Raw genomic sequence first — 13,201 nt, 5'->3', positions numbered from 1 at the left:
ACGATCGATCTGTGGGGACGCAGGATCGAAATGGTGGAAAAACCACAGAAATTCCTTGTTCTATGGGGATTAAAAAGATCAAAATAGTGGTTGACGAATGCGGAATTCTTCTATATAATGGAGAAGATGTTTAATTACAATAGTCTAACTATGTTGAGAAGAATGCGGATTTCGGCGTGAGCCGGAGGAAGCGTGGATTTCTCTTACTATATTATGGATGAGGAGGTGTATGCAGACATGAAGATGACATTTCAGCCGAAGAAAAGACAGAGAGCAAAAGTTCATGGATTCCGTGCGAGAATGAGCAGCGCAGGTGGAAGAAAAGTTCTGGCTGCCAGAAGAGCAAAAGGTAGAGCAAAATTATCTGCTTAATGAACGAGGCCGCAATCGAGTTATAGATTGTGGCCTTTCTTAATATTCATAGAAAAAGTTCTAAGAATATTAAGAAAAGCTCTGCGATGTACACTCGGTGCAGGGGAAAATGATGCTAATGCAATCGCACCTAGGTGCGTGAATCCGGCGAGCCGGATTCTATTTTATATTATTTATCATTGGTGATTTTAATGAAGCGTTTTAATTCAATTAAGAAGAACAGCGAATTTCAAAAGGTTTACAAGACAGGGAAATCCTATGCCAATAAGCTTCTGGTTATGTACGTGAAGCGGGTGGATGACGGGAAGGAGCCTCGGATCGGTATCTCCGTCAGCAAAAAGGTTGGAAACAGCGTGGTCCGCCATCACGTGACAAGGTTGGTACGGGAGAGCTATCGGTTAAATAAGGACAGAGTCAGACTCGGATTAGACATCGTAGTCGTTGCCAGACCGGCAGCGAAAGAAGCAGACTTCAAAAAAATTGAGAGTGCATACCTGCACTTATGCGGACTGCATAACATTCTGGAGAATCGAAGTGAGAATATTGATTAAGAAGATCTTGATAAAGATGATTCGGGGATATCAGCTCTATATTTCCCCTATGACAGGACCTCACTGCAAGTACACGCCGACGTGCTCGGAGTACGCCATCCAGGCACTTAAAAAGTACGGCGCTGTAAAAGGTATGATTTTGGCATGTAAGCGGATTCTTCGCTGTAATCCATTTGCAGAAGGCGGTTATGATCCAGTTCCGTAAAGGATGAGGAGGTAGTTCATTGGACGTTAGCGTTTTAGTTGCGACAAAGGCAGGTTCGATCATGGGACCGATCGCCAGCGTGTTTGGTTATATCATGGACTTTTTATTCCGGATTACCAGCAGCATGGGGATCATGAATATCGGTCTGTGTATCATCCTGTTTACCATTATCACAAAGTTACTGTTATTTCCTCTGACGATCAAACAGCAGGAATCGTCAAAACTTATGTCGCTTATGAACCCTGAAATCAAGGCGGTTCAGAATAGGTATAAGGGAAAAACCGATCAGGCATCGATGGCTAAACAACAGGTCGAGATGCAGGCAGTCTATGAGAAATATGGCTCGAATCCGATGGCAGGATGTCTGCCGATGGCGATTCAGCTTCCGATTATCTTCGCTTTGTACCGGGTTATCTACAACATTCCGGCATACGTACCGTCAGTACGTGTCTTTTTTGACAACGTAGCGAACCCGCTGATGGGGCAGCCGGATTACATCAACAAGATTTCCGAGCTGGCAAGCGGCGTCGGCATGGCGGTGGACAAGGTAGACTACACCGTGGCAAACAAAGTCGTAGATATGTTATATAAGTTGACACCGGCTGGATGGGATACGCTGGAAAGTTTATTTCCGCAGATTTCTTCCACCATCGCGGAGAATGCGGACAAGATTGAGAGTATGAACTATTTCTTCGGCATCAATCTGGCAACTCCTCCGTTTACCGGCTTTAACCACATCACGATCGCATGGATCATCCCGATCCTCGCAGGTCTGACCCAGTGGATCTCCACCAAGCTGATTTCCAATTTACAGCAGGTGGATCAGGACGCACCGGGCGCGAGCATGATGAACAGCATGATGATCACGATGCCGCTGATGTCCGTATTCTTCTGTTTCTCCCTGCCGTCCGCGATCGGTATCTACTGGGTCGTTCAGGGTGCATTCCAGCTCGTTCAGCAGCTGATCGTAAATGCACATATGAACAAGATCGATGTCGATGATCTGATCCGCCGCAATGTGGAGAAGATGAACAAGAAGAGAGCGAGAAAAGGTCTGCCGCCGGCCAATGTCAGCGAGAAGGCAAGCGTGAATTTAAAGGCGCTTCAGGCACGCGAGGATGCGGAAAGCAAGGCGAAAGAGGACAAGATCTCCCGCAATAAAAAGCAGATGGAGGCGTCTGAAGCATTTTACAATTCCGATCCGAAGCCGGGTAGTCTGGCTTCCAAGGCAAAGATGGTGCAGAAGTACAACGATAAGCACGCGAAAAAATAGAAGGAGGGCGCAGGATGGATATGATTACGGTTACCGCTAAGACAGTCGATGAGGCAGTAACAAAGGCACTGATTGAACTGGAAACCACCAGTGATAAATTAGAGTACGAAGTGGTCGAAAAAGGAAGCGCCGGATTTCTGGGGATCGGCGCGAAACCGGCGATCATCCGTGCTAAGAAGAAAGAGACGCTCGAGGATCGTGCGATCGACTTTTTAAGCCAGGTATTTGATGCGATGAACTTAGATGTGAAGATCGCAGCGGCTTTCAATGAGGAAGAGTGCGAGATGAACATCGACCTCTCCGGCGAGGATATGGGTATTTTGATCGGTAAGAGAGGTCAGACCCTGGATTCTCTCCAGTATCTGGTCAGCCTGGTTGTCAACAAGAAGAGCGAGAATTACGTCCGCGTGAAGCTCGATACCGAGAATTACCGCGAGAGACGGAAAGAGACGCTTGAGACACTGGCAAAGAACATTGCTTACAAGGTAAAGAGAACGAAACGTTCCGTATCTTTGGAGCCGATGAACCCGTATGAGAGACGGATCATTCATGCAGCGCTGCAGAATGACAAGTATGTCACCACCCGCAGCGAGGGCGAGGATCCGTTCCGGCATGTGATTATTTCGCTGAAGCGTGAGGGCAGACGCGAGAGAAGTGACGGGTATGGGAGATATGAGAAGTAAATAAGTGTGACGAAGAAGGTCTGGAGGTATCTAGACCTTCTTTTTTGTGGGGGATCGAGCGCGAGAGGTACAGGATGACAGCCCTGGCTTCTCAGTTTTTCGTTGTTCGCTTGCGATTTGTTCACTCCGTTCACAAAACGGCAAAAATTCATGCAAATTTGTCTTCGACAAAGAATTTTTGCCAATGCAGGCGTGAGTATGTATTACGGACCGCACAGGAAAGTGGAGTCCTATTGTAAAGTGGACTACATCCGTCCCATTCGGACAGATGGCTCAAAATGCGTACAACTGGAATAACTGAAAGCCGGAACTGCCATCCTGCACTTCTCGCGCGCCAAGGTTTATCGTGAAAACATGAAAAAAGAAATAAATATTAGACTAGATTTGTAAATAAAGATGGGAAAATGCTTCCATATGGTATAGAATAAGAAGATAAAAAGCAAGGAAGGATTTATATATATATGGTATATACAGATACAATCGCCGCGATCGCGACGGCGCTTTCGAGTTCGGGGATTGGGATTATCCGGATTAGCGGTTCGGACGCTGTGGCGGTGGCGGAGCGGATGTTTGAACCGGCGGTGGCGGGGAAGAGGCTTTCGGAGCAGAAAACGTATACGATTCATTATGGATATATTCGGGATGGAGAGGAACGGATCGATGAAGTGCTGCTTCTTTTGATGCGCGGTCCGCACAGTTATACGGCGGAGGACACGGTAGAGATTGACTGTCACGGAGGCGTGCTGGTGATGAAGCGGATTCTGGAGCTGGCGGTAAAATGTGGGGCGCGGCTAGCGGAACCAGGCGAATTTACGAAGCGGGCGTTTTTAAATGGCAGAATTGATCTTTCGCAGGCGGAAGCCGTGATCGATGTGATCCAGTCGAAAAATGAGTATGCGCTGCAGTCTTCGGTCAGCCAGTTGAGCGGTTCAATGTCGCGGAAAGTGCGGGAACTTCGCGAAAAACTAATCTATGAGATTGCCTTTATTGAGTCCGCACTTGATGATCCGGAGCATATTTCTCTGGACGGATACCCGGAGCGCCTCGGGAGACGCTGCAGCCGATTGAGATGGAACTGGAGGCGTCGATCGGGACGTTTGACAACGGGCGTATCATGACGGAGGGGATCAAAACCGTGATCTTAGGTAAGCCGAATGCAGGAAAATCGTCCCTGATGAATGTACTGCTGGGAGAGGAGCGCGCGATTGTGACAGAGATCGCCGGTACGACACGCGATACGCTGGAGGAAAATATCCGTCTGCGCGGGCTTAGCTTAAATTTGATCGATACGGCGGGCATCCGGGAAACGGAGGATATCGTTGAAAAGATTGGCGTGGAACGGGCGAGAAAGATTGCGGATGAGGCAGATTTGATCTTGTATGTGGTCGATGGATCAAGGGAGCTGGATGAAAATGACCGTCAGATCCTCGATTTGATCCGGGGACGGAAGGTGATCGTCCTCTTAAATAAGACAGATCTGGAACCGGTTCTCACAGAAGAAGCGCTTCGCGAAGCGTGCGGGCAGGAAGTGATCCCGGTATCGGCGAAGGAACAGCAGGGAATTGATCGATTGGAGGAAAAAATTCAGACGATGTTCTTGCAGGGAAACCTGAATTTCAACGATCAGTCATGCTGACAAACGTCCGTCACAAGACGGCGATGGAGCAGGCGCTGAAAAGCCTGCGCCTGGTCGAGACAAGCATCGACAATGCGATGCCGGAGGATTTTTTCTCGATTGATCTGATGGATGCCTATGAACATCTTGGAACGATCCTTGGGGAATCACTGGAAGAGGATCTGGTGAATGAGATTTTCAGCCATTTTTGTATGGGGAAATAGATCAATTTTTTTGCAAGGTTTCTTTCCTTGTGGTATGATAGGGTGGATCTGAAAACAAGAAAGAATATAAGGCGTTTGATCGAATTGAAATGTGCAGCTGCAGTAAAATCGGCTGCGAAACATACGGCGCATGAGCCGTAGCGTTTATCTCAGTCGAGAAGACTCCCACCTCTTCAGGTGGTGAGTAATAGCAAATTTGTCTCAGTGGAAGCCTTGTCTCCGACTGAGATAAACGCTCCGCGAGGATGCGCAGTGATTCTGTAAAGAATATGTCAGCTTACGCTGACCAGAATCACGCGCCAAGTCTCACGGATGTTCGACTTGAATAGAACGCAGAGATAGAGAGGAAAGAGGAAACATGCCCTGTTTAACAGAAAATTATGATGTAGCGGTCGTCGGGGCGGGACACGCCGGCTGTGAGGCGGCGCTGGCAAGCGCGAGACTGGGACTCGAGACGATCGTGTTTACCGTCAGCGTGGACAGCATCGCCCTGATGCCGTGCAACCCGAATGTCGGCGGAAGCTCGAAGGGCCACTTGGTGCGCGAGCTGGATGCGCTCGGCGGCGAGATGGGAAAAAATATAGATAAAACCTTTATACAGTCCAAGATGCTCAACCAGTCTAAGGGACCGGCGGTGCATTCGCTCCGCGCGCAGGCGGACAAGCAGGAATACACCCGCCAGATGCGCCGTACCATGGAAAATACCGATCACCTGACGATCCGTCAGGGAGAGGTGGCAGAGCTGATCGTGGAAGAAGATCAGATCAAAGGACTGAAAACGTACTCCGGCGCGACGTATTACTGCAAGGCGGTGGTGCTGGCAACGGGAACGTACCTGAAAGCGAGATGTATCTATGGCGATGTGAGCAATCCGACCGGACCGAATGGTCTGCAGGCGGCAAACCATCTGACAGATTCCCTGAAAAAGCTGGGAATCGAGATGTTCCGTTTCAAGACGGGCACACCGGCGCGTGTCGATAAGCGCAGCATTGATTTTTCTAAGATGGAAGAGCAGTTCGGCGATGAGAGGGTTGTGCCATTTTCTTTTTCCACCGATCCGGAGTCGGTGCAGAAGGAGCAGGTGTCCTGCTGGCTGACCTATACCAATGAGAAAACACATGAGATCATCCGCAACAACCTGGATCGATCGCCCCTCTTTTCGGGCGCGATCGAGGGAACAGGTCCGCGTTACTGTCCATCGATCGAGGATAAGGTGGTAAAATTTCCAGATAAGAACCGTCATCAGGTTTTTGTCGAGCCGGAGGGAATTTATACGAATGAAATGTATCTGGGCGGTATGTCCAGTTCCCTGCCGGAGGATGTGCAGTACGCGATGTACCGTACCGTGCCGGGACTTGAAAATGTCAAAATTGTTCGAAATGCATATGCAATTGAGTACGATTGTATCAATGCACGCCAGTTAAAGGCATCGCTGGAATTTAAGGCGATCCGGGGATTGTTCAGCGGCGGTCAGTTTAACGGAAGCTCCGGTTATGAGGAAGCGGCGGTACAGGGCTTTATGGCGGGTGTCAATGCGGCGCGCGAAGTGCTGGGAAAAGAACCGATCATCCTCGACCGTTCCCAGGCGTATATCGGTGTCTTGATCGACGATCTGGTTACCAAAGAAAACCATGAACCGTACCGGATGATGACGTCGCGTGCGGAATACCGCCTGCTTTTGCGTCAGGACAACGCGGATCTGCGTCTTTCCCCGATCGGGCATGAGATTGGACTGGTCAGTGATGCGATGTATGAGCGTGTCCTCTGGAAAGAAAAAATGATCGAGGAAGAGGCAAAGCGTCTGGAGAAGATCAACATTGGCGCTGGAAAAGAAGTACAGGAATTTTTAGAGCGCCACGGAAGCACCCCGCTCAAGACCGCGGCAACGCTGGCAGAGTTGGTACGCCGTCCGGAGTTAAGCTATGAAGCACTGGCAGAGCTGGATCCGAACCGTCCGGAACTTCCGGAAGATGTGATCGAGCAGATCAACATCAACATCAAGTATGACGGCTATATCCGCCGCCAGCTGCAGCAGGTTGCACAGTTCAAGAAGATGGAGAGCCGGAAGCTGGATGAAAACTTCGACTATTCCACGGTCGGAAGCCTGCGCCGTGAGGCAGTACAGAAATTAAATCTCTATAAACCGGCAAATATCGGTCAGGCATCCCGAATCGCGGGCGTGTCACCGGCGGATATTTCGGTGCTGCTGGTACACTTAGAGCAGAGCCGCCATGCGGGGCATGGGGAAGAGAAGAAAGAACTGTAAATATAGAAACGAGCGGATTCAGAGTTACTGTACACGGGCAGGCACTTTTGGAACCGAAAGTGCCGTAAGAAAACCTGGTGGCAGGAGGAATTTGCCGTATTTAAATGCGAAGCCACGGCAAATTCCGTTACTGGGCACGTATGCGTGAACAGTAACGAGTCAGAGACTGCATGGAAACAGGTAAACGCATTGCAGCAACTCAAAATGTAAGATAGATAAGAACCTGAGAAAAAATAGAACATATCATAAAGGATATATTTATGGCAGAAGAAAATAAAGTAGAAAGCGGTGTGGTTCTGCCTCCGGCAGACTTTACCGAGCAGCTTCAGAAAGAAGCGCAGGAGATGGGCGTCACGTTAAATGAACACCAGATCAAGCAGTTCTACGATTACTATGAACTGTTGATTCATTGGAATACGATGGTGAATCTGACAGCGATCACGGAACAGAAGGAAGTTGTGACCAAACATTTTTCGGATAGTCTGGCACTTGTGAAAGCGGTGCCGGATCTGGCAGAGAAAGAGTATACGTTGATCGATGTTGGAACGGGAGCTGGATTTCCGGGTATCCCGTTAAAGATTGCATTTCCAAATTTAAAGGTCACGCTTCTCGATTCTTTAAATAAGCGGATCAACTTTCTGAACGAGGTAATTCAGGCATTGGAACTGGAAAAAATTCAGGCGGTTCACGGACGGGCGGAGGATGCAGCACATGATAATGTTCACGTGAAACATTTGATTTCTGCGTTTCACGCGCGGTGGCAAATCTGTCCACGCTGTCGGAATACTGCCTGCCGTTTGTCAAGGTGGGTGGCTGGTTTGTGCCGTACAAATCGGGCAAACTGGAGGAAGAGATGAAGACGGGAAAAGGTGCGATCCGCAAGCTGGGCGGCGAGCTGGAGGATGTGATTTCCTTCCACCTTGCCAATGAGGATGAGCGTAACCTGGTCCGGATTCATAAGACAGAGAGGACGGGAAAGAAGTATCCGAGAAAAGCGGGAACGCCGTCGCGGGAGCCGCTGAAATAAAGCAATCAAAAGGTAGATAGAGAAAGACTGTATATGGAACACGTAGGATATACAGTCTTTCTTTTTCATATAGGCGGGGTTTAAACAAAAATGTATGACTGAATATTTGTCCTGGAAGATTGTGTTCCAGAAGCCGTATCAGGCATATGACAGAGGAAATCTGGAGAAGCAGGTAGAGGCGATGGCAGAGCTGAAGATAATAGGAAAAATTTATAAAATTTGAGTTTTCGTTACAGAATATAGTTTTTTGTGCGAAAGCCGAGGAGATCGAGTGGGAATAATGTAGAATAAAGAGGAGCATTCCGGGGGTTTTGTTTGTATATAGATAGTGCGGCGGGACCTGGATGAAACATTAGGACCGTTCCTATCAAGAAGAAACAAACAAGGCGCACGGAAGGATGACGCTGTGAATATGAAAGATACTGGAAAATGGTATCTGCATCATGGTATGAGTATGAAAAAGCAATTTTTATGGAGATGTGGGAAAGAGAGAGTAACTGTTCGCGGGTAGGCACTGTTGGAACCGAAAGTGCCGTAAGAAAACGTGGTGGCAGCAGGAATTTGCCGTATTTAAATGCGAAGCCACGGCAAATTCCGTCACTGGGTACGTATGCGTGAACAGTAATAAGCTTCGTACTATGACGAAAAAAACGCTCCGCGGTATGCATACGCATTATCCTTTTTTAAGAAAAAAACATATGGATCGCATCCATCACGGCATCCGGCTGTTCTAACTGCGGCAGATGTTTGGTCTTCGGGATGATAGAGGACTCGATTGCGGAATTATAAATCTTGTAATCCTGAATCGTCGCCTCGATCATCGGTTCCTCGGAACCGCCGATGATGAAGATGCTGTTGTCGATCTTCCTGAGAGCATTGGAAATATTGCACTTGGTATAGCGGCATTCAATACTGGAGAAGATCGCTTTCGGACATTCACCGAGATGTGCGGCTTCGTGGCTGCGGTCGATCTGAACCGGTTTTACGGTATACGGATTGTAAAAATATTTGGTGCGGAATGCCTCTTCGATCATAGAGCGGCTGCACGCAATGTGGTAAATGAGCGTTCCAGCCAGCGGGAGATCCAGAAGAAGCTTATAAAGCTTGGCATTTTTACCCGGAAGCTGACAACAGTCGGTAAGGCTGCTCGGGTTGATGAGCATGATCTGATCAAACAGTTCTGGAGAGTTGCTGCACGCCATGATAGACAGTGCCGCTGAATCACCGGTGGAGAGAATGTTGGTCCGATGTCCGATCTCAGATTTGATAAAATCACAGATCAGCTGGACAAACAGGTAATTTGTGTAGGTCAGGTTCGGCTTCTCGGAGCGTCCGCAGCCGAGAAGGTCGAGCGTGTAGACGGTGTAGGAGCGGCTGAGCTGTTCGCGGATGGATTCCCACTCATAGCCGCTCGATGCAAAGTGCAGATCGTGAATTAACAGAAGCGGTTTGCCGGAACCGCATTTTGTATAGTAGATATTTCCCAGCCGCCATTTGTAGCAGAGAGAATTCTCTTCCCGGGTCAGACCGCGGGAGGTGGCAGAAAATTGAATATATTTATTTAAAAGTGCCAGTGAAACTGCGCCGCCGGCGGACAGCATCAGGCAGGTCATGATCTTGTTTTTTGTGTTCATATAGAAAGCTCCTTTTGAATCGAAAAATTAAACTCGAAAATATCTCATCAAGTAATTCTATTATACCATAAATACTAAATTCAGCTATCGCCTTTGTCTTGGCTTCATTAAGTATTTAGGTATGACTCGCACTAGGATCGAAAATGCATCGCTAAGTGTTCATATATATCATATGAACGTATTCTCACCCGTCCACTCACGAACCCGCGCTATCGCGTTCTACCGCCCTGCTTCGCATGGCTGTTCGTTCCTTAATGGCGCAAGAAAAGAATATGTCTGCTTCGCAGCCGCATTCTTTTCTTCTGCGCTCATTATATCATATTTTCCTGTATTCCAGTTCAGCTATTTCCAGCGTGTTTTTCACAGAATATTTGTTCACAGATGTGTGCCCAAGTAACGGGATTTTGCCGATGCTTCGCATTTCAAATCGGAAAAATCTGCAACCAGAACGGTAGCGTTCGGAATTTTCAGTTCAGAAAATTTCTACCTGTGAACAGTTATGAATATGCTATTTTATGTAAACAAAATTTCATTGAAAATCGATATTAAATTCATTATAATGTTCACGTATCAAAAAATCAATCAATGGGGAAAGAAATGCGCGATATGATAAAGAAGGAAAATAAGTTATGCTTTCAGCATCGTATGGAACGGAAGACAGAGAAATCTTTTCAGTTGTCGGCGGGCAGGCAGCGGCTGCTGGCGGAAACGATACGCGAACTGAAGCAGGAAGGGCGCTTAGACGAGGAGAAGCTGGCGATGCAGCATGGTACGACATCCATTTACCGCCACAGCCTCAATGTTGCCTACACAAGCCTTTGGATGATGGAACGGTGGCAGATTCGCTTGGAACCAAAATCACTTGTGAGAGGGGCACTGCTGCACGATTATTTTTTGTATGACTGGCATCAGAAGGATTCCTCGCACCGCCTGCACGGCTTCCGTCACCCGAAAACAGCGCTTGGAAATGCACAGAGAGATTATCATTTAAATTGGAAGGAAAAAAATATCATCGCACGTCATATGTTTCCGCTGATACCGGTGCCGCCTCAGTGCCGCGAGGCATGGATTGTGTGTCTGGCAGATAAATGGTGTGCTCTGGGGGAGACGGTGGAGCCGATGTTTCACGTGAAACATTTTAAATGAAATTTTTCTAAAAAAGTAGGAAATGAGTTTTAAGTGTGTTATACTATTAGGCAAGACAAGAACGGGAAAAAGCTGGAAATCGCTGTGCGGATGCCTGCGGGAAGGCTTTTTCCTGTCTTTCATGTGAGATAAAACCGAGGAAATGGAAGGAATACGGTATGGGACGAACGATTGCGATTGCAAATCAGAAGGGCGGCGTAGGTAAAACGACAACGGCGATCAACCTGTCGGCATGCCTGGCAGAGGCGGGACAGAGGGTTCTGACGATCGATTTTGATCCGCAGGGAAATGCAACCACTGGTTTGGGATTGGAAAAAGAACAGATTGAAGATACAGTCTATGAGCTGCTTTTGGGCGATTGCACACTGGAGGACTGTCTGATGCGCGATGTTCAGGAAAATCTGGATGTTCTTCCTTCGGATTCGAATCTGGCAGGAGCTGAGATTGAACTTCTGGATGTGGAAAATAAAGAGTCGGTGTTAAACGGTTATCTGGAGACAATCCGCGATCAGTATGATTTTATTATCATCGACTGCCCGCCGTCGCTGAGTCTTTTGACGATCAATGCGCTGGTAGCGGCAGATACGGTGCTGGTGCCAATCCAGTGCGAATATTATGCGCTGGAAGGACTGAGCCAGGTACTCCGGACGATCGGTCTGGTCCGGAAAAAGATGAATCCGTCGCTGGAGCTGGAGGGCGTGGTATTTACCATGTATGATGCGAGAACGAATCTCTCCCTGCAGGTCGTAGAGAATGTAAAACAGAACTTAAATGAGCGGATTTACAAGACGATCATACCGAGAAATGTGCGACTGGCGGAGGCGCCGAGCCACGGAATGCCGATCAACCTGTACGACAGCCGTTCGACTGGTGCAGAGAGCTACCGTCTGCTGGCAGCAGAGGTGATCAGCCGGGGAGAAGAGCTGTAGGCAGGAAAATAACGGTGAAGTGAAATTCAGAAAGGATGCCTGCCGGGGCGTCGGGAGGTTCGTGAGGAGGAAGGAAATGTCAAAGAGAACGGGGCTTGGCAGAGGACTGGGAGCTTTTTTTGGAAATGATTACGAGAATGCAGAAGCGGGAAAAAGCAGCGCAAAGCCATCGGATGAAGCCGGAAAAAAGACTTCCGTTCGTGAGACGGAACAGGAGATAGAGAAAAAGAGCCTGGAAGAGCTGGATATGGTGCTTCCGGGATCTAAAAAACAGAAAAAATCGGCGTCTGCCGGAAAGACAGCTGCGAAAACAGTGGGAAAAGGAAGCCGCGTGGGAGTTGCAAAGGCATCCGGAAAGACGACGGCAGAAGGAAAAACCCGCACAGCCGGGGAGACGGCGGCAAAATCGAAGACACAGACGGCAAAAGCGGAGCCGGTCGTAAGGATCGTCGAGGTGGAAAAAGAGAAATTTCTAAATATTTCGGAGATTGAGCCAAATGTCAGCCAGCCGCGTAAGATGTTTGATGAAGAACAGCTCGGAGAGCTGGCAGAATCCATCCGCCGTTACGGCGTGCTGCAGCCGCTTCTGGTTCAGAAAAAGGGCGATCGTTATGAGCTGATTGCCGGAGAGCGCCGGTGGAGAGCTGCCAAACTGGCAGGATTTCGGGAAGTTCCGGTGATCGTGCGCGAGTATACGAGACAGCAGACGATGGAGATCGCCCTGATCGAGAATGTACAGCGTGCAGATTTAAATCCGATTGAGGAGGCGAAAGCCTACCAGATGCTGATTCAGGAGTTTGGGCTGCGTCAGGAGGACGTGGCAGAGCGCGTAGCGAAGAACCGTGCGACGATCACGAACAGCATGCGTCTTTTGAAACTGGATGAGAGAGTGCAGGAGATGCTGATTCAGGACCGGCTTACCGGAGGTCATGCGAGAGCGCTTCTTTCGCTGGAAGATGGTGAAAAACAGTACCAGTTGGCGCTTAAAACAGTAGAAAATCATTTGAGCGTCCGCGAGGTCGAGCGTCTGGTGAAAGAGCTTTTGAAGCCGAAAAAGGCGAAAAAGAAAGCAGAGCCGGAACGCGATATGGAGGTCTTTTTCAAGGATGTGGAAGAGAAGCTGAAAGGAGTTATGGGAACGAAGGTTTCGATCAACCGCAAGGATAAGAATAAAGGCAGAATCGAGATCGAATACTATTCATCAGCGGAACTGGAACGTCTGATTGAGCTTTTGGAGTCATTAAGACAGTAATCACACAAAATTCGTCCCAGGGGA

Annotated in this window: 11 protein-coding genes and 2 pseudogenes; 12 read left to right on the top strand and 1 reads right to left on the bottom strand. The window is 48.5% G+C overall.

The annotated features are described in order from the left end of the window. Positions 1-237: 237 nt before the first annotated feature. From rpmH to DWX76_RS15060, 9 genes and pseudogenes are all read left to right on the top strand, one after another. The gene (rpmH, locus tag DWX76_RS08525; protein WP_087225913.1) at positions 238-372 is read left to right on the top strand and encodes a 50S ribosomal protein L34; all 135 of its coding nucleotides are present in this window, start codon (positions 238-240) and stop codon (positions 370-372) included. Positions 373-563: 191 nt separating this feature from the next. Continuing rightward, positions 564-923, top strand: a complete 360-nt coding sequence (rnpA, locus tag DWX76_RS08520; protein WP_107000958.1) for a ribonuclease P protein component — start codon at positions 564-566, stop codon at positions 921-923. After that, positions 919-1,128, top strand: coding sequence for a membrane protein insertion efficiency factor YidD (yidD, locus tag DWX76_RS08515; RefSeq protein ID WP_333489800.1), 210 nt, complete (start codon positions 919-921; stop codon positions 1,126-1,128). The genes rnpA and yidD overlap by 5 nt, the downstream gene beginning before the upstream one ends. Before the next feature lie 19 nt (positions 1,129-1,147). Next, entirely contained in the window at positions 1,148-2,401 is a 1,254-nt protein-coding gene (locus DWX76_RS08510; RefSeq protein WP_412694023.1) for a YidC/Oxa1 family membrane protein insertase, read from the top strand. A gap of 14 nt (positions 2,402-2,415) precedes the next feature. After that, on the top strand, positions 2,416-3,084 hold the full coding sequence (gene jag, locus DWX76_RS08505) for an RNA-binding cell elongation regulator Jag/EloR (protein WP_107000956.1): 669 nt from the start codon (positions 2,416-2,418) through the stop codon (positions 3,082-3,084). 461 nt (positions 3,085-3,545) lie between these two features. Beyond that, a pseudogene (mnmE, locus tag DWX76_RS08500) lies at positions 3,546-4,923 on the top strand (tRNA uridine-5-carboxymethylaminomethyl(34) synthesis GTPase MnmE). Positions 4,924-5,281: 358 nt separating this feature from the next. Then, positions 5,282-7,189 (top strand): tRNA uridine-5-carboxymethylaminomethyl(34) synthesis enzyme MnmG, encoded by a 1,908-nt coding sequence (gene mnmG / locus DWX76_RS08495; protein ID WP_118570495.1) that lies wholly within the window; start codon positions 5,282-5,284, stop codon positions 7,187-7,189. Between the two features lie 344 nt (positions 7,190-7,533). Beyond that, positions 7,534-8,216: pseudogene (gene rsmG / locus DWX76_RS08490) on the top strand (16S rRNA (guanine(527)-N(7))-methyltransferase RsmG). A 94-nt stretch (positions 8,217-8,310) separates the two neighbouring features. Next, positions 8,311-8,439, top strand: a complete 129-nt coding sequence (locus DWX76_RS15060; RefSeq protein WP_270224374.1) for a hypothetical protein — start codon at positions 8,311-8,313, stop codon at positions 8,437-8,439. Between the two features lie 460 nt (positions 8,440-8,899). Here the strand turns inward: DWX76_RS15060 and DWX76_RS08485 are convergent, their stop codons facing one another. After that, positions 8,900-9,850 (bottom strand): alpha/beta fold hydrolase, encoded by a 951-nt coding sequence (locus DWX76_RS08485; protein ID WP_022358786.1) that lies wholly within the window; start codon positions 9,848-9,850, stop codon positions 8,900-8,902. 606 nt (positions 9,851-10,456) lie between these two features. Between DWX76_RS08485 and DWX76_RS08480 the strand changes: the two genes are divergently transcribed. The 3 genes from DWX76_RS08480 to DWX76_RS08470 all read left to right on the top strand — a co-directional run bounded on the left by DWX76_RS08480 (position 10,457) and on the right by DWX76_RS08470 (position 13,177). Then, positions 10,457-10,996 carry an HD domain-containing protein gene (locus DWX76_RS08480; protein WP_243021913.1) on the top strand — a complete coding sequence of 180 codons (540 nt, stop codon included), beginning with the start codon at positions 10,457-10,459 and terminating at the stop codon, positions 10,994-10,996. Between the two features lie 158 nt (positions 10,997-11,154). After that, a complete protein-coding gene (locus tag DWX76_RS08475) occupies positions 11,155-11,925 on the top strand; it encodes a ParA family protein (RefSeq protein WP_107000951.1) in 771 nt (256 codons plus the stop codon). 76 nt (positions 11,926-12,001) lie between these two features. Continuing rightward, positions 12,002-13,177: a ParB/RepB/Spo0J family partition protein gene (locus tag DWX76_RS08470; RefSeq protein WP_227589454.1), complete on the top strand. Its 1,176-nt coding sequence runs from the start codon at positions 12,002-12,004 to the stop codon at positions 13,175-13,177. The last annotated feature ends 24 nt before the right edge of the window (positions 13,178-13,201 follow it).

The sequence above is a fragment of the Clostridium sp. AF21-20LB genome, from assembly GCF_003478795.1.
Classification (GTDB): domain Bacteria; phylum Bacillota; class Clostridia; order Lachnospirales; family Lachnospiraceae; genus Otoolea; species Otoolea fessa.
This window is presented reverse-complemented; position numbering and strand designations above follow the sequence as displayed.

Bases quoted from the DNA above. Each gene is read 5' to 3' on its own strand.
- rpmH (WP_087225913.1), top strand. From the start codon at position 238: ATGAAGATGACATTTCAGCCGAAGAAAAGACAGAGAGCAAAAGTTCAT.
- rnpA (WP_107000958.1), top strand. From the start codon at position 564: ATGAAGCGTTTTAATTCAATTAAGAAGAACAGCGAATTTCAAAAGGTT.
- jag (WP_107000956.1), top strand. From the start codon at position 2,416: ATGGATATGATTACGGTTACCGCTAAGACAGTCGATGAGGCAGTAACA.
- mnmG (WP_118570495.1), top strand. From the start codon at position 5,282: ATGCCCTGTTTAACAGAAAATTATGATGTAGCGGTCGTCGGGGCGGGA.
- DWX76_RS15060 (WP_270224374.1), top strand. From the start codon at position 8,311: ATGACTGAATATTTGTCCTGGAAGATTGTGTTCCAGAAGCCGTATCAG.
- DWX76_RS08485 (WP_022358786.1), bottom strand. From the start codon at position 9,850: ATGAACACAAAAAACAAGATCATGACCTGCCTGATGCTGTCCGCCGGC.
- DWX76_RS08480 (WP_243021913.1), top strand. From the start codon at position 10,457: ATGATAAAGAAGGAAAATAAGTTATGCTTTCAGCATCGTATGGAACGG.
- DWX76_RS08475 (WP_107000951.1), top strand. From the start codon at position 11,155: ATGGGACGAACGATTGCGATTGCAAATCAGAAGGGCGGCGTAGGTAAA.
- DWX76_RS08470 (WP_227589454.1), top strand. From the start codon at position 12,002: ATGTCAAAGAGAACGGGGCTTGGCAGAGGACTGGGAGCTTTTTTTGGA.